This is a genomic window from uncultured Chloroflexus sp. (assembly GCF_937951745.1).
GTDB lineage: Bacteria > Chloroflexota > Chloroflexia > Chloroflexales > Chloroflexaceae > Chloroflexus.
In genome coordinates this window covers 115,476-132,098 of the sequence record NZ_CALFBQ010000007.1, presented here as the reverse complement: position 1 = coordinate 132,098, position 16,623 = coordinate 115,476, and the positions used below count along the sequence as shown (strand labels likewise).

General features: G+C 58.7%; 16 protein-coding genes and 1 pseudogene. 3 read left to right on the top strand and 14 right to left on the bottom strand.

The window, feature by feature from the left end; translation table 11 throughout:
* Positions 1–15: 15 nt before the first annotated feature.
* The gene (locus Q1A59_RS02820; protein WP_298404392.1) at positions 16–1,188 is read right to left on the bottom strand and encodes a glycosyltransferase family 1 protein; all 1,173 of its coding nucleotides are present in this window, start codon (positions 1,186–1,188) and stop codon (positions 16–18) included.
* 181 nt (positions 1,189–1,369) lie between these two features.
* Here Q1A59_RS02820 and Q1A59_RS02815 point away from each other — a divergent pair, with 181 nt between their 5' ends.
* Positions 1,370–2,488, top strand: a complete 1,119-nt coding sequence (locus Q1A59_RS02815) for a PLP-dependent aspartate aminotransferase family protein (protein WP_299643768.1) — start codon at positions 1,370–1,372, stop codon at positions 2,486–2,488.
* On the opposite strand, the gene Q1A59_RS02810 is transcribed toward Q1A59_RS02815, so the two are convergent.
* The 12 genes and pseudogenes from Q1A59_RS02810 to Q1A59_RS02750 form a co-directional block, all read right to left on the bottom strand.
* The gene (locus tag Q1A59_RS02810) at positions 2,485–3,042 is read right to left on the bottom strand and encodes an HD domain-containing protein (RefSeq protein ID WP_298404398.1); all 558 of its coding nucleotides are present in this window, start codon (positions 3,040–3,042) and stop codon (positions 2,485–2,487) included. The genes Q1A59_RS02815 and Q1A59_RS02810 overlap by 4 nt on opposite strands.
* Before the next feature lie 62 nt (positions 3,043–3,104).
* Positions 3,105–3,758: a response regulator gene (locus Q1A59_RS02805; RefSeq protein ID WP_298404400.1), complete on the bottom strand. Its 654-nt coding sequence runs from the start codon at positions 3,756–3,758 to the stop codon at positions 3,105–3,107.
* A gap of 63 nt (positions 3,759–3,821) precedes the next feature.
* A complete protein-coding gene (gene mutM / locus Q1A59_RS02800; protein ID WP_299643764.1) occupies positions 3,822–4,643 on the bottom strand; it encodes a bifunctional DNA-formamidopyrimidine glycosylase/DNA-(apurinic or apyrimidinic site) lyase in 822 nt (273 codons plus the stop codon).
* A gap of 11 nt (positions 4,644–4,654) precedes the next feature.
* The gene (locus tag Q1A59_RS02795; protein ID WP_298404406.1) at positions 4,655–5,068 is read right to left on the bottom strand and encodes a molybdenum cofactor biosynthesis protein MoaE; all 414 of its coding nucleotides are present in this window, start codon (positions 5,066–5,068) and stop codon (positions 4,655–4,657) included.
* Positions 5,069–5,164: 96 nt separating this feature from the next.
* A complete protein-coding gene (moaD, locus tag Q1A59_RS02790; RefSeq protein WP_298404409.1) occupies positions 5,165–5,413 on the bottom strand; it encodes a molybdopterin converting factor subunit 1 in 249 nt (82 codons plus the stop codon).
* 14 nt (positions 5,414–5,427) lie between these two features.
* On the bottom strand, positions 5,428–6,198 hold the full coding sequence (locus Q1A59_RS02785; protein ID WP_298404412.1) for an SDR family NAD(P)-dependent oxidoreductase: 771 nt from the start codon (positions 6,196–6,198) through the stop codon (positions 5,428–5,430).
* Positions 6,199–6,203: 5 nt separating this feature from the next.
* Positions 6,204–6,677 carry a hypothetical protein gene (locus Q1A59_RS02780; protein WP_298404415.1) on the bottom strand — a complete coding sequence of 158 codons (474 nt, stop codon included), beginning with the start codon at positions 6,675–6,677 and terminating at the stop codon, positions 6,204–6,206.
* Complete coding sequence (locus tag Q1A59_RS02775; protein ID WP_298404418.1) at positions 6,674–7,489, bottom strand: FAD-binding domain-containing protein; 816 nt, start codon at positions 7,487–7,489, stop codon at positions 6,674–6,676. Before Q1A59_RS02775 ends, Q1A59_RS02780 begins: the two co-directional genes overlap by 4 nt.
* A 172-nt stretch (positions 7,490–7,661) precedes the next feature.
* Positions 7,662–8,843: pseudogene (locus Q1A59_RS18125) on the bottom strand (DarT ssDNA thymidine ADP-ribosyltransferase family protein).
* A gap of 101 nt (positions 8,844–8,944) precedes the next feature.
* A complete protein-coding gene (locus tag Q1A59_RS02760) occupies positions 8,945–10,927 on the bottom strand; it encodes an anti-sigma factor (protein ID WP_299643759.1) in 1,983 nt (660 codons plus the stop codon).
* Positions 10,914–11,123: a hypothetical protein gene (locus tag Q1A59_RS02755; protein ID WP_298404423.1), complete on the bottom strand. Its 210-nt coding sequence runs from the start codon at positions 11,121–11,123 to the stop codon at positions 10,914–10,916. The genes Q1A59_RS02760 and Q1A59_RS02755 overlap by 14 nt, the downstream gene beginning before the upstream one ends.
* Positions 11,124–11,138: 15 nt before the next feature.
* Positions 11,139–12,113 carry a MoxR family ATPase gene (locus tag Q1A59_RS02750; protein ID WP_298404426.1) on the bottom strand — a complete coding sequence of 325 codons (975 nt, stop codon included), beginning with the start codon at positions 12,111–12,113 and terminating at the stop codon, positions 11,139–11,141.
* A gap of 174 nt (positions 12,114–12,287) precedes the next feature.
* On the opposite strand from Q1A59_RS02750, the gene Q1A59_RS02745 reads away from it, so the two are divergent.
* Positions 12,288–13,118, top strand: a complete 831-nt coding sequence (locus Q1A59_RS02745) for an NAD(+)/NADH kinase (protein ID WP_298404429.1) — start codon at positions 12,288–12,290, stop codon at positions 13,116–13,118.
* A 79-nt stretch (positions 13,119–13,197) separates the two neighbouring features.
* Positions 13,198–13,815, top strand: a complete 618-nt coding sequence (locus tag Q1A59_RS02740; RefSeq protein ID WP_298404432.1) for an SRPBCC family protein — start codon at positions 13,198–13,200, stop codon at positions 13,813–13,815.
* A gap of 254 nt (positions 13,816–14,069) precedes the next feature.
* Here the strand turns inward: Q1A59_RS02740 and Q1A59_RS02735 are convergent, their stop codons facing one another.
* A complete protein-coding gene (locus tag Q1A59_RS02735; RefSeq protein WP_298482273.1) occupies positions 14,070–16,466 on the bottom strand; it encodes a peptidoglycan recognition family protein in 2,397 nt (798 codons plus the stop codon).
* Between the last annotated feature and the right edge of the window lie 157 nt (positions 16,467–16,623).

Genomic DNA, 16,623 nt, shown 5'->3' with positions numbered 1-16,623 from the left:
CGGCTGGCGTGATGATTATCGCACCGCCTTCCGTATATGCGCATATTCGCCTGCCACCTGCTCAAGCACTGTCAATGTCGTTGCTGCCGTACGCTGGTACGAAAAGCTAGCCGCCCGCGCCAACCCGCGTGCGCTGAGATCTTCCCGTAACGCTTCATCTTCCAGCAACCGGTTGATCGCCGTCGCCCAACCGGCGACGTCGTCCGGCGGGATCCGGATCGCTGCCGCCCCGGTTACTTCTGGCAACGAACTCGCATCGCTGACAATCACCGGCGCGCCGCAAGCCATGGCTTCCAGCGGCGGTAGCCCAAACCCTTCATAACGTGATGGATAGACAAAGATGGTGCATGCCTGATACAGCAGTGGCCCATCATCCACCGGTACGTCAATCCGGCAAACCGCCGCGCCAAGATCGAGATCGGCAATCAGGGCGTCAATGTCGGGGAAGAGGCGCGGATCGCGCCCTAGCGCCCGCCCAGCGATGGCTAACGTTACTTGCTTATGTCGACTTCGTACCAGCGCGAATGCCCGCAACAAGGTTTGCAGATTTTTGCGTTCGTCAAGCCCGCCGACGTAATAGATAAACGGCGGTTGGATACCATAGCGGGCAGTAACGAACGCCTGCGCCACTGCCCGATCAACCGCCGGACGGTACTGCTCGCCGGCAGCAAGATATGCAACGGTGACTCGTTCCGGTGGCAAGCCAAGATAGTTGAGAATGGCGCTGCGACTAAAGTTCGAGAAGGTCAGGACATGCGTGCTGCGCAGAGCCGCACGGCAGGCCAGCGCCATATAGGCGCGCACTAGCCAATTGCCGCGATAGGCCGGTAACAGAAGCGGGATCAGGTCGCCAATTGTTGTCACCACCGGCAACCGCGATCGCAACGGCGGTGCAAAGTACGGCACAAATATCACAGTTGGCTGGCCGTTACGCGCCAGTCGCCCAGCAATGGCCGGCACGGCAATCTGCTCGAAGATCACTTTCGCAATTTGGCGCGGGCCGCCAATCTTAACCGTGATAGCCTCGATCCCAACCGGAACCGCCGGCAGCGCCGCATCAGCCGGTAGCAGCAGGACATAGCGATGCTGCGGGGCAAGGCGGTGCAACCATGGCAACAAATTATGCAGATATTGGCCAATGCCTACTAATGGCTGGGGCCAAAAGCTGCCATTAATGACGATCTGCACGCCGGACTCCTCAACCATATGCGAGGACGGGGAGATGGTGATAGCGGTGTCTTACTGTAATAATAGCCGATTTTGCCGGAGTTGTAGCAACCGCTCCGCACGCAACGTTTGACACAGCCGATCACCGGTGTGATAATCGCCGCTACGCCAAAGCACTTGCTGGTAGAAAGGCAGCTCGAATATGCAGAACCATTCTTCCGGACTCAAACTCGAATCATGGCTCGTCACCGCCGGACGTTCCGCTGAACCCGGCGCTCCGCTCAATGTGCCGCCGATCCCGGCCTCAAATTTCATCCTTGGGCAAGGACGTTCGTATGCACGCACCGATTCGACGCCAACGTGGGAAGCGCTCGAAGAGATCGTGGGCGGGCTTGAAGGCGGGCACGCCGTTGCCTTCGCTTCCGGGATGGCAGCCGTGGCCGCAGTGTTTGACCAGCTTGCCGCCGGTGCGTTGGTTGCCATCCCTGACGATTGTTACCAAGGCGTGGCCGGTTTAGCGATGGCCGGCGCTGCTCGCGGGCGCTGGTCGGTGCAGCGGATCGCGCTGACCGACACCGCCGGTTGGCAGCAGGCCTGCGCCGAAGCTGATCTGATCTGGCTAGAGTCGCCTTCAAATCCGCTGCTGACCGTCGCTGATCTGGCAGCGATCTGCGCTGCGCCGCGCAAACCCGGCGCGATCGTGGCGGTTGATAATACGTTTGCGACCCCGCTCAATCAGCAACCACTCGCCTTTGGGGCCACGGTGTCGGTGCAGTCGGCCACCAAGTTTATCGGCGGCCACTCCGATCTGCTAGCGGGGATCGTCACTACCCGCGACGAGACGCTCTGGCGGCAACTGCAACGCACCCGCGCTTTGACCGGCGCTACTCCCGGTACGCTAGAGGCTTTTTTGGCGGTGCGCGGCGCGCGCACGCTGGCTATCCGACTCGAACGAGCGCAGCGCAATGCGCTAACGTTGGCCCAACGGCTAGAACAGCACCCGCTCGTGACCCGCGTGCGCTACCCCGGCCTACCCTCGCACCCCACCTATGCGGTTGCCAAGCGCGTGCTCAAAGGCTTCGGCACGATTATCTCGTTCGATGTGCGTGGTGACGCCACTGTGGCTGATGCGGTCTGCCGCAACGTCCGCCTCATCCGGCACGCCACCAGCCTCGGTGCGGTCGAATCAACCATTGAACGGAGGGCCGCCATTGCAGGCCAAGAACACCTACCGCCTCCCTTATTGCGACTGAGCGTGGGGATTGAGGATGGCGATGATTTGTGGGAGGATCTCGACAACGCCATTCGAGCGGCGAATTAACCCAACCGCTTTCGTTCGGCCCGCAGATGGGCAGCTAGTGCTTCGACCGGCGGAAACTCGGCTGCCCAATCATCGTTAGCCGGCCAGAACGAATCGAGGCCCCGCGCGCCGGCTCGTTCGTAGGCGAGCGCCTGCGCCATCAGTTCAAGGCGATCAATCGCTTTGACGAGCCGCGCCTCTCGCGAGGCGCCATCAGCGTATTCATCCCACAGGGCGATATATTCGGCAGCGCGGGGCAGATGCCCGATCAAGCTCTCTAGACCATCCCGCTCGGCTTGGCGCTTTGCTTCTTTCCCCAACAATCGGGTCGCCGAAGCCGGTAGATCACCGAGAAGCGATTCGGCCAGATCATGCAATAGCGCAATGGCTAACAGCCGGCCCCGATCGATACCCTCAATCTGATCGCCGATCAGCAAGCAGAGCACTGCCACGCCATACGAATGCTCAGCAATGCTTTCGACATCGCGCACACCCCGTTGCAGCCAACCGGTACGCGGCAAGAGCTTTAACGATAGCAGACGCGGGATCAAGGCGCTCAGATCGGGCTGATCCATGCTTCTCCCTTCGGATATCAGACCACAAACCGCTAGCACAGCGCCACAACCGCAACTGCGCCTTAATCATGCGCTGGCTCAGACGACGGATCGACGCTACTCTCACGCGGCGCAAAGAGACGCACAGCGCGCAAGGTAGCAATCATCTGTGCCGCCTCCTCCGTCATCCGTACAATCCGATCAAGGCTGGCGCGCAACGACATATCATTCACCTCTTCGCGCACCAGTTGCGCCTCCCCCATCATGACGGTCAACGCCTGACTGATGTGATGAGCCACTGCGCGCACCGCTATCCGCGCCTCGTCTACCTCGGTTTTGAGCCGTTCATATTCACGCACCTGTAACCGGAGCTGGTCGTAACTCACCGCCCGCCGTAAGGTGTGGCGCAAGGTATCGTGATTGATTGGTTTCGTGAGATAATCAAATGCTCCCAGCGATAACGCCTCAAGGGCAGCCTTGGGCGAATCATTGGCGGTGGTGACAATAATCAACGGTCGATCTGGCTCCATCGCCAGCCAATTCAAAATATCGAAGCCGCTGCCGTCAGGCAAACCGAGATCGAGCAAAATAATCCGCGGGCGGCGGGCCAAAATCGCTAGTCGCGCCTCGGTCACATTGCGCGCTGTATCAACCGCATACCCGTCACGCCGCAACATCGTGGTGAGCGATAGTTGCAGAATGTGGTCGTCTTCGACGAGCAAAATTGGTTCTTGCACCGGATTGTCCTCTCTAACAGTGCATGAAATCGTAACACAACCGACCCAATTCTTTTCTACCCGCTATAATACTTGGCACTGCGGGCAAACATAGGTGCTGCGCTGCGCCACGACCATCCGCTCAACCGGCGTCTGACAACGCGGGCACGGTTCGCCCTCGCGATCGTAAACATTAAAATGCTCTTGTTGGCTGCCGCGGCGACCGTAACCATCCCGATAGTTGCGCAGTGAGCTGCCTTGATTAGCAATTGCTTCAGCCAACACCTCTTGAATCGCATGGTGTAAGGCTGCGATGTGTTCAGCCGCCAACGCCCCTCCCGGCGTGAGTGGATGGATGCGGGCCAGCCAAAGCGCTTCGTTAGCGTAGATATTGCCAATCCCGGCGATTAGGCGTTGATCGAGCAAGAGCGCCTTAATCGGTGCGCGCCGGTCGCGAAGCCGCTCGGCCAGCACCTCTGGCGTAAATCGCTCTGCCAGCGGTTCGGGGCCATGAGCTGCGTCAAGCATCGCCAACCCCTGCGGGTCGAGCAGATGTACCCGGCCAAACTTGCGCTGGTCGTCAAAGATCAAGCGCCGGCCATTGTCAAGGTCGAGGGCAAAATGGACGTGCGGCGCATCGGCGGCTGCCGGTTCGGCTACCAGCAGATGACCCGACATACGCAGATGGATTGCTAGCGTCCACCCACCATCGAGGTGCAGCAACAGCCACTTCGCCCGCCTCCCGATCACTTCGATCCTGCGCCCGGCCACTAAGGCAGCAAAATCCGACGCCGGCGGCGTTAGCATCCGCGGCCAATCTAGCTTCGCCAAGCCGATAATGGTGCGGCCCACTAATTGCGCTTCCAGCGAACGGGCTACCGTCTCGACTTCAGGTAACTCGGGCATCGCCGTCTTGCCTATTCACGCCACTCAGCCGCGCCGTCGGCCCAATGTTCCTGCTTCCAAATCGGCGCAATCTCTTTGATCCGATCCATAATGTAGGCAGCAGCAGCAAAGGCTGCATCGCGATGCGGCGCAGCTACCACCACCAGCACCGCTGTCTCGCCGATCTCTAGCCGGCCTACCCGATGATGGACGCACACCTTCCCGATCGGCCAGCGCTCCCGCGCTTCATCGGCGATCTGGCGCAACACCGGCACCGCCATCTCGGTATAGGCTTCGTAGACCAAAAATGCCGTTGGGCGTCCGCCGAAGTGATTGCGCACGACACCGCTAAACGTCACCACCGCACCGTCATCCGGCGTTTGCACTACCGCGACCAACGGGGCCGGATCGAGCGGTTCGGTGGTGATGACAAATGGTTCGACCATACTTGACCTCCTCGTTTTACCACCGAGGCGCAGGGGTACAGATCGATGCGCACATCGTTCCTTCCGCGCTCGTCCCCAGCGCCCTCTGTGGTAACCTCACCCGCCGCTGACCGGCGGGATGAAGGCGACCTCATCGCCATCGACCAGCACTGTGGTTGGCTGGCCAAACTGCTGATTAACGGCAAACAGCAGCCTTCCGGTATAGCCAGCTAGTCGCGGGTACTCGACCACCAACTGTTCCCACAACTGGCCGACGGTAGCGCCCTCAGCCAACGTGTACTGCGCGGTCGCCTTCCCAACAATATCGCGATGCCCGGCAAAAAACCGCACGGTGACGGTGATCATCCTCCACCTCCTCGTTACAACCGCGCTTCCATACCGCCATCGACAGTAATCACCGCCCCGGTCAGATAGCCAGCGGTCGGGCTGAGCAGGCACAAAATGACCCCGGCTACCTCTTCGGGAGTACCGAGCCGGCCTAGCGGCGCGCGGCGGGCAAAGGCCCGCAAGGCCTCGTCAGGACGTTGGGCATTAACTAGAGCGGCGTTGGCCCGCAAGAGGGAGGTATCGATCAAGCCGGGGCAGACACAATTAACCCGAATCCCGTCGGGTGCGCCATCAAGCGCCATAGCTCGTGTCAAGGCAATCACGCCGCCTTTGGAAGCCGCATACGCAGCCCAGCCCGCTTCGGCGCGCAAGCCGTACACCGAGGCTACATTGACAATCGCACCGCCGCCGCGCCGGCGTAGTTCCGGCATCACAAAGCGCGATACCAGAAAAACGCCGGTCAGGTTCACATTAATGATCTCCTGCCAGAGTTGGAGGGTTGTGCTTTCGATCGTGCCCGGCTGCTGAATACCAGCATTATTGACAAGCAGGTCAATTCCGCCAAACGCCAACACCGTCTCGTTGGCAATGCGCGCTGCATCGGCTTCATCGCTCACGTCGGCGATCACGGCGAGCGCGCGGCCACCCCACGCATTGATCCCTGCGACCAGCGCCGTAGTCGCCGCTTCATCGCGGTCGGCGATGACGACTGCTGCGCCTTCGCGGGCTAACGCCAACGCCGTTGCCCGCCCGATCCCCTGCGCGCCGCCGGTGACAATGGCGACTTTGCCTTGAAATTCCATACGACCTACTCCACATCGTGCTCAGCAGGCAAGACCGGTCCAGTTCCGGTTGGGCGCAGCGCCTCAGCGGCGACCCGCCGCCAGAAGGAGCTAAACCGGCGCGGTGGCTCGCCGCGCCACGTCACAAACGCCGGCAGTTCATGCACCACTACCTGCAACCCGCTGGCACGCAACTCTGCCACATACTGGCGAAAGCGCGGCGCAACGCTCGCTGTCACATGTACCGCCGTCGCCTGCTGCTCGGCGGCAAACGCCCGTACTTCCTCCACCACCACTCCGCGCCGGATGCTACCCGTCCTCCCGGCGATCGCCTCCAGCGCGCATTCGTACAGAAAGAAAAGCCGCTTGAAGCTCAGTTGGGCTGCTGCCAAGAACGGCTCGTCAAACACAAAGATCGCCGGTGCAACCGGGTTGGCCAGCAGCGCCGGATCGGTTGGGCTGAGGCTATCACCGTGGAGCCACACGACCGCGCCGTTCATCGCCGCCCCTCAAGTTCCGCTAGTGACACGCCAAACAGGCGCAGAGCCAGATTCTCGTAGCTATCGTCGAACGGGCAACCGCCGGATGCTAACGGGCAACGCGCACAAAACTCGCCGCCGCTAAACCGTTCGACATTTTGGCGATTGAAGATATACGGTTTATGGCTAAAGGTGCTCCCGACCCACTGCCACGACAAGCTGTTCGAGGCCGGATCGCCGTCGAGCAGGTGGCGGTAGAAGAGGTCAGCCCCTTCGCGCCAATCCACGCCGAGCCAGTGTTGCAGGTAGGCAGCCACCCACATGCGGGCATGGTTGTGCATATAACCGGTGGTGTACAACTCATGCAACGACTCGTCGATACACACGAGACCGGTAGCTGCCTCGATCACTTCTGGTGGCAACCGTCGGCGTGCAACCCGCGCACGCTGTTTGGCCGGCTCAATGTCCTGATGGATCCGATCACCAAGCTGAGCGTAGACGAGCTGCCAAAATGCACGCCATGCCAGTTCATTCACGAACTTTTCTGTATCAGGAGTGTGTCCAAACCGACTCAGAATCGAATCGCGCACTTCGGCTAGCGTCAGCACCCCGTGACGGATGTATGGCGAGAGGGCGGAAACGCCGCGTTTCGCAACATCATTCCGGGTCCGGGCATAGCCGCGCGCATCGAACGCGCGCAGCCGGCGTAACGCCGCCCGCCGCCCACCCCGGATTGGCGCAGGCGTCGCCGGGCCAGCGTACAAGCCATCGAGCGCGCCGGCGAGATACGCCACCTGCTCAGCACGAGTTGTCAGATCGGTCCGAAGCTGCATTGTTTTGTTTCGATATTTCTCTTCTTTATCGAGTATACCACGAGTTGGAGGGGCGATTGTAAGCACGATCAGAGTAGTGTTGGTAACACCCGTCTCCGCTGGTAAGTGCTAGTGAACAAAATGAGGAAGAGGCAAGCGGTTAACCATTGTTCAGAAGAAAGTATCGTACCTATTAAGATGCTTGACCGAGCAGAAATTCTGGTGTCAGTAGCTCGGGTGCAATCACTTGTTCACGAGGCAAATAAATAGCGACTGGGATCGACAAAGGAGCAAGATATTGACACATAAGCGGTCCAACCTCCCGCCACGAGAGACCACCTAAACCACAGCCGAGTGCTGGTATTGCCAATGACTGTATGCCTTCGGCCGCATAGTTTTCTTGCAACCATTGCAAACCACGCTCAATGCCTTTGAGGTCTGATTTTTCCCGCCAATGGCGCTTGGTGGCAAAGAGCAAAAACCATTTATTTACATTGGGATTAGTTAGTAAAACTGGATCATCAGCTAGTTCTTCTTCAATCAACGCTTCACGCCGATAAAGATATGGCTTTCCTATCTGTAACTGCTTCTTCCTACAAGCAGCTTGATAGACCACGTAGACGTCAGGAAATTGATATTTGGCCCGCGATGCCAACCCTTTTCCCATCACACAAACGGTATTGACGCTGATCGTCAGCGTTTGTTGGTGCGAGAAGAACATGTCACCATCAACCAAACTGATTGTATCGGTAAGGCGTTTTGCATAGTTTGGTTGGAAAAACATTTTTGGTTCAGGTACAACGTTACCTGAAAAAACGCCCAGAAGCTTACGAACGCTTTCAGCAACTTCTTGGTCTGAGGTGTAAATAGTTTGCAGATACGACGGCGGGATGCGATCTGGAACTAAACATTCAGCCATTATCTGACGTTTTGAACCATCAGCAACATTCCACCACTCATTATCTAAGATGTTCCTTAACGAAGCGATACGCTGTAATCCTTCAGCTATCGGCAGGATGCTTGATAACGAATGGGCGGCATTCCCATCAGAAACAAAACAACCCGGTACCTCCATCACGCTCGGATCTACTCCAATCACAACTACATTCCGCTTACCCATTTCACGAACGACGCGATAAAGCATCGGATTGCGCGGTTGAAAGTAGAGATTAGCGAATTCCTACAAGCTTCGTCCATCGGGAGCGCGCCGTTCACGGCGACGTGAAACGATGTGCATATCATATATTGGGGTTGGCGAGAGATTTTTCGTCTCTACTTGCGCATGGGACAAGATGCCATGTTCGACAATAGAAGGGAGGTTATGAAGATGGGTGATGTAGAAAAGGCTTCTGATGGTTGGTTTATTTCTTGGCATTGTGAAGCACAATGTAACTCTTATTTCCAAACTCGCTGATAACAAAATGATGTATAATGATAATACATTTGTTCTAATCTCGCAACTTATGAATACACCGCCTACGGATACGCCTTTGGCGTCGGCGTGCGGACATCAGGACGATAGATAGGCTGTAAGGAGGCTACGATAGCACGCACCTCGTCAAGCGTATAACCAGTTGCGTCAAGTGCGAGACGCACACTGGTATAACGGCGATCCGTATTTGATTCAACAGCTATCCGATAGCGTTGCCCACGTGTCGGCTCGATCCGTACTCGCCACGAACCGATAATCTCATTTGGGATGGAGCTATCGATTCCCGGCAGCCGGTCAAAGGTAATGATAAGCCGCTTCCCACGACCAACATAGATTGCGCCCGAGCCATTGTTACCATGCAAGCGGAGGAATAGCCATCGTTCGATCCCGGGGGGTGATTTCGCCGGTAATACTAATGAGTCCGTTGGTGGTAAACTGGCCAAATCTTGGAAACGAATAAGTGTCCATTCAGGATCGATCAGGGATTGCACCTCTAGCCCGGTTGCTTCGGCTCTGCCATTCCATGCCCGCTCGAAGGTGAAGGCGTCGCGGATCTGCTCATTGGTAACCAACCAATTGAATTCAACCAACTGCCAGACCACCCGGCTAGTCTGTGTGCCGCCGGACGGCTCAAACAGTTCGGTAATGCGCAACACATGACCGTCATCCACACCTATTGCCATCAGCACGGTCACCGGATCAGCTACATCAGCAGGAAAATCAACCGGACTCATCCCGCGAAAACTGACGATATACGCTAACCGCTCACCGATCCGTTGCCGGCCCAGCAAGCGCAGATCAGGCGCCGCTGCGGCTTGTTGCAAGTAGTTAGGCGGGATATTCCACGGCCCGCTGGCACGGCGGGCTAAAAATGCAGCCTGTTGCTGTTCCAGACTGGCTGAATGCACCGCTAAAGCCGGTTCGTTTGGCAGTGCCGGTACCGGCAGGTCACCATACAGCGCCGGCGCATATGCTCCGTCAATCGCGTAATACAAACGACTCGCGCCATCGCCTAACTGAAACTCATACGGCGCGCCGCCGTCAACGTGGCGCAATTGCAAGCGGTGGCGGGCCAGATTGTCGCGGTCGTGCCAGATTTCGGCATATAATGGGGCGACGGTGCGATTGTTGAAGTACCACAGGGTTTGATAACGCGCATACCACACCGGTGGGCCTTCCGGTTCGGGGATGCCGCCATGAGCCAAGGCCCACGCCACTAAATCGTCTGCCCGTACTACCGGTTCGTTTGCGCTGGTGGTCACGACCGTCACCGGATTTCTACCGGGCACTATGAGTATTGCAACAAGCGCCACCAGCGCCACCACCGGCGCCACCAGCGCAACTGGAGCGATGCGCTGGCTCGGTGTCGCCGCTGCGCGTAGCAACCGATCGGTCAGCTTCACCGGCATTGGGAACGTCTGCACATAGTGACGCAGAATAAGCGTCAGCTCGCGCGTCGCCGCCTGCCATTCGCGCTCGAAGATCCGGCAATGTGCGCATCCAGCCAGATGCCGCCGTACCTGTTCAAATGCGCGGAGATGCTGGGCCGGATCGATCAACGCTTGCCGCACCGGCACGCACTCATCACTGCTTACCTCCGCCGGCAGCGAATGGCGCAACATGGGAGCCAACGTATGCACGGCTTGCTCAAGAGTGTGGATCGCATCCTCCGGTTCTTGGCCGAGCATCTTAGCCAACCAGACGCCATCCACTCCCAACCCGCCATACGCCAACACGGCCATCCGCTGCGGCAACGGCATCGCCCGCAACGGCCCCAGCACCGGCGCGGCTGCCGGCGCCGGTCGCCGTTCCAGCGGGCGATCGGTATAGTTGGCAACTGCAAGCCGGTAAAGACGGGCAATCAGTTCATTAGATTGCCAGCGCTCAGGCTGATGCTTGCCGAGATCGGCCACCCATTGCCGCAATAACCGCTGCGCTGCCTGTTCGTCCGGCGCAAGTGCCAAGGCAATGCTATACAGCGTATCGCCCGTTTGCGCCAACCAACGTGCCAGATTAGCTTCGATCATGGGTTTGCTCAGAGTGCCTCGACGCAGCGGCATCATCTGCCAGTTGTTGCTGCAACCGCCACATTGTCTTAATCCGCGCTCGATGCCACGCCGCGCTCTTGGGGCCAGTCTCACGCAACAGGACGATCCGTTGCAAGGCGGTACGCAAGAGAGCGCGCCGTTGCGCTATCATTTCGTCAATATTCTCGGTCGTCATAGCGATACCACCACATCAATTGGCAACCATCCGCTCAAACCGCCGCCCGGGCCGCGCTCCCGGAACTGGCACCGATGCCAGCACTTCATCGATCACCGCATTCGCAGTCACATTGCGCACCCGCGCTGCCGGGCTGACGATCAGGCGATGGCCAAGCACCGGCTGCGCCAGCGCCTTCACATCATCAGGCATCACATAATCACGCCCGTTCAACGCCGCCCACGCTTGCGCCGAGCGGTACAACGCCAACGCGCCACGGGTACTTGCGCCAAGGTAGATGTCGGCATGGGTGCGGGTCGCCGTCGTCAACGCCACAATATACTCGACGATCAGATCATCAACGTGAACCTGCTTAATCTCGTCTTGGAGGGCCAGCAACTCGTCGATTTCAACCACCTTTGGCAACGTTTCCAGCGGGTGGCCTTCGCGCTGCCGTTTGAGAATTGCAATCTCGTCGATCCGATCGGCGTAGCCAAGATGCACCCGCAGCAAAAAGCGATCGAGTTGCGCTTCCGGCAATGGAAAGGTGCCTTCGTACTCGATCGGGTTTTGCGTTGCCAGTACCACAAACGGTTGCGGCAGCGGATGGGTAATGCCATCAACCGTGATTTGACGCTCCTCCATCGCTTCCAACAACGCCGACTGCGTTTTGGGGGTAGCGCGGTTGATCTCATCGGCCAGCACAATCTGGGCCATGATCGGGCCGGGCCGAAACTCAAATTCGCGGGTTTGCTGGTTAAAAATCGAGACCCCGGTGACATCACCGGGTAACAAATCGGGCGTACACTGAATCCGTTTGAAACTCGAACCGATTGAGCGAGCAATACTCTTGGCCAACATCGTCTTACCAGTGCCGGGCACATCTTCGATCAAGACATGGCCGCGGCACAAGAGAGCTACCAGCACGAGCTCGACAATCCGGCGCTTGCCGATAATCACTTGTTCGACATTCGCCACAATGCGCGTAGCTACTTGCTGAACATGTTCCACATGCACCTCAATTCGGATTATTGTCATCTTGATGCAACAGCAGTATACCACGATCACTGCGCGCAAGCCGGGCGCTCACTCGATAAACCTGTTCAACCACCAGCCCGATCCCTACTCCCTTCTCACTATTCCTATGGTATTCTGATGCAAACAGTATGATACGGAGGTCTAGCAATGCTTGAGCGCGTGGCGGTTCTCTACAACCCATTAAGTGATATCTCGATCCAGTTATCACGCGAAGTGGTTGACTGGTTTAGCGCTCGTGGTATCAACGCAACGCGAGGTATCTCGCAAGAGTTTCGCGATCAGCCGCAACTAGTCGCCGATTGCGACTTGATGATCGCCCTCGGTGGTGACGGCACTGTCTTGCGCGCCGCCCGGCTCTGCTTTCCCCATAACATTCCTGTCTTGCCCGTCGCGCTCGGGCATCTCAGTTTTATGGCCGAAATCGGCCCCGACGAGATATATAGCGGCTGCGAACAGATTATCAATGGCGGCGGATGGTTCGATGAGCGGGCACTGGTGCGCGCGCAACATTGGCGAAACGGACAAAAACTCGGCCAGCATACCGCACTGAACGAGGTGGTCATCTCGCGCAGCGATCTAAGCCGGATCGTCAATGTGCATGTAACGATCGATGATAGCCCGCTGACCACCTACCACGCCGATGGAGTGATTGTCGCAACGGCCACTGGCTCGACGGCGTATGCGCTCGCCGCCGGCGGCCCGATTGTTGATCCTCGTTCGCAGGCGCTGGTGTTGGTGCCAATCGCGGCTCACCTTACAAACATTCCTTCAATGGTATTGCACGAGGACGCCGTGGTGACGATGCAGCTCCGTTCGCGTCATCATGCGTTATTGGCAGTTGATGGCCGCGAGAACATTGATCTGATCGAAGGAGACGAAGTGGTAGTGCGCCGCAGCCCACAAGTCTGCACTTTTGTACGCCTGCGCCCGAGCAATCAGTTTTACACTCAATTAGTTGCCCGTTTGCGTCGCTCATAAGATGCGCCGATTACGCTCAACAGCACGATATGCGTTACACTACAAGTATAGTGGAGAGGGCATAAGGAGAAGACGAGGTATGATTCGTTACACAGGCGCTTCGGTAAGTGGGCGGATTTACGCTCCGGTCGAGGCCATTTGGGAACTGGTCAGCGATGTCGAGCGCCATCCGCAGATCGCCGGCAGCGGCGAAGTGCAGGCCGTGACCATCCGCAACGGGCGACCGCTCGAGGTTGGCGCAGTGTTTGAGTCACAACAATTTATGCGTGGCATTCATTATGTCACCGCTAACCGGATCGTGATATGGGATCCGCCGTACCGTTTTGCGTGGCGCGTTGGCCTGCCGAGCGCGCCCGGCATTGCCCAAATCTGGATGTTTACGCTCCAACCGGAAGCCAATGGCACCCGCGTCACAAATGGCGTCGCCCTGATTTACGCGCTGCCGACCTTCTTCCCATTCTCGTTGCTGCGCAGGAAGATGGCCAAAGGCTATGCCAATTCGATGCTCCCGACGCTCGATAATCTGGCCCGCATGGTCAATGCCCCGCCGCCAGACGATGTGCGCGTGATTACCGAGCCGCCAGCCGAGCTGACCGCAATGTTGCCGCCGTTAATTGTGCCCGGTGCGACGATAGTTGCTGCGGTGGTCGCCGCCGTCGCCGGCATCCTCGCCCTCCGCCGCCGCGACTCGCGGTAACATCAAGGCGCAGAGAGCGCAAAGGACGCCAAGTATTGAAACGCAAAGGGACGAAGAGCGCAGAGAACGCAAAGGTTGTTTAGATGGTCTCCCAAGTGTACTGGGAGACTATTTCATATTGTACGATGAAAACATTACCGCAAAGACGCTGAAGAGACATACCGCATGCACAGTTACGAAATGATCCAAAAACTCCACGCTCTTTGCGTCTTTGCGTTTAAATCATTTGCGTCGCTACCCTTTGCGCCTTTCGATCACGGCAACGGTATACCAAGCGTTGTGCTGCCGCCACGCGCCCCGCCACCGGGAAAGATCGACCGCTCGGCCACAATGGGCTGGTTGCTGCGCACGATCGCGGCCACCGCAGTTTCGTTCGGGAAGGCTTCGTGCATCGCTAGCGTATACCGCGCGCCTGCCGGAATCCGCACGCTCAGCTCGGTCTTGGTACCGTCACCGAAGATCGCTTCAACCGTCACAATTGCCGCCAGCGGACTCACATTGCTGAGGCAAAGGTAATACGCTGCATCGCTGGTGCGGCCATCAATGAAGGCCCACCGATAGGCCGGAGCATACGCTCCGACGCCAATCGTCCCCACCGTGCCGCCAGCAAAGCGCATCGCACGCTCAACCGCGACGGGCCGGTCGGCAACCACTTCTGTAGCAAAGCCAAGATCGGGCACGACTTCGTTGGCGTCAATGACCAATTGCGCCCGCGGCGGGATGGCGTAGCGCCGCGTCGCTGCCACTCCTTGCGGGTCGCGGAAGATGGCCTCGACATTGGCCGGTTGGTTATTGGGATTCAACACCAACAACTGGGTGCGAAACCCGCCTTCGGTAGTGCCCTCGGCAAATAGCCAGCGCCGCGAGAGCGTATCAATGCCTCGCCCGTTATGTAACCCGCTCCCACCGGGGCCAAACCGCATCGTGCGCTCAACGGCGACCGGCTGGCCGGCGATCACCCGAATGCCAAAGCTGGCATCGGCCAACGGGCGAGTGCCGTCGGACAAGGTAATATCATGTACCGCGACCACCAAGCGGTTGCGCGCCCCGATCTGCACCTCTTGCGCAAAGACCTTCCCGTCTCGCTGCATGTAAGTGATTTGAGCGCGGGTGTCGCTCGGCTGCGGGTTAAAGATGATCAAGTAGGTCTGCGTCTGCTCGGTGGTGCTGCCCTCGGCAAAATACCACACCCGCGAGAGCCGGTCGATACCCGGCCCACTGTCAATATCACTGGTCAACGCCATCGAGCGCTCGGCTAAGATTGGCTCGTTCGCTTCAACGATAGCTGGCAACGCATTTGCGCCGGGCACAACCTCGTTCGCATTCAAATCAGCTCTACCGCCGCCCGGCACTTGCACGTCGCGCACCACTGGCTGGCCGGTAGGCGGGAAGAAGGTGATACGAGCGGTAGCAGGCCGTGACGCCGGATTGTACAAGCTGAGACGTTGGCTATAGCCGGCAGTATTACCCTCGGCGAAATACCAGCGCGCGCGCACCGTCGCGCTATCGGCTTGCGCGCGCAGCGCCGGCAAGAGCGCGCGGAAGGCGGGATAAGGGTCAGGCGCAGCGGCGTACACCTCATAGTGGCCGGCAATCGTTGGGCGTAACCCGCCGCCCGCCGCCAGTTGCTGCCCGTTTGGCGCAATGTTGTAGGTCTGAGTGAGCCACGCCAGCAGCGCCACCAACCGCGCTTGGGCCGCCGGCGCCGGCGGTTGATCAGCCGGGGTGAGCAAGGCAATCTGTACATCAGCCGCGCTGCCGGCTACCCGCCGCACCAGCGAGGTCGGCCCGCCCAAGCGCCCCTCAAATAGATTGCCTTCGCTATCAATAATGTAATGGTAAATCAGATCGTCCCAATCGAGCACCTTGGTCTGATAGACCAGCAAGGCGCGCAGGTAGGCAAGTGTCGTCGCCGGCGAGGCATCAACCGGCACTTGGTGAATCACAATCCCCTGCGGATCGCGCCGGTCAGGTCGGGCCGCCGCCGGTTCCGCCCAATCGGTGCGCGCAATTTGCAACGGGCGCGGCGTCAGTACCGGCAGACCGAACATAATCGGGCGTTGCGGCAGGCCGGCAGCAAAGATTGGCGGCGTGATCTGCGTCGCCAAATACGAGACGGTCACATCATTCAGCACTGCCGAAGCGCGCGGGATTTGGCTGGTAAACGTCGCCCGCAGTTGCAAATAGCGGCTATCCTCCGGTAAGGCCAGCGGCACGGCTGTGGTCAGTGCATCAGGATCGGCAGCGGGCGGTTCATCGGCCACCACCAGCGGCTGCCACGGCCCCCACCCCTCGTCACCATCGGCTGGCGGTGTCGCCCGCGCCCGTAGCTCCAACCGGAGATCGGTGCCCTCAACCAGTTCGGCACGCCAGACAGCGCCGGCAGCATTCGTAGCAAACGCCGTTTCAAACGGCGCCGAGATGAAGCTGCCTTCACGCGCTTCGGCATCGAGCCGCAATTCACCGCCGGCATTATTCGTCACCAGCAAGCCAGTGATAGCGCCGGCTTGCCAATCGCGCACACTGCTCAACCGCCAACTCGATACTTGCGCCGCCAGACTGCTTGGTCGCGCCGCCACCGAATACGTCGCCGCTACCATCGCTGCAAGCGCGATCAGCAGACCAATCCTCAGCGCTACTTGTCGGATCATAACCTTGTGCCCCGCTGCCAGAGCGACCAATGCCACTCGGCCCAGATAGGCTGTTGTCAACCATGCGTGTGATTTGTGCAAATAATTATACTGGCAGCAACGCGATTTCGTCCACTTTTTTTCGCAAAAATGAATGACAATCACATCGAAGAGACGG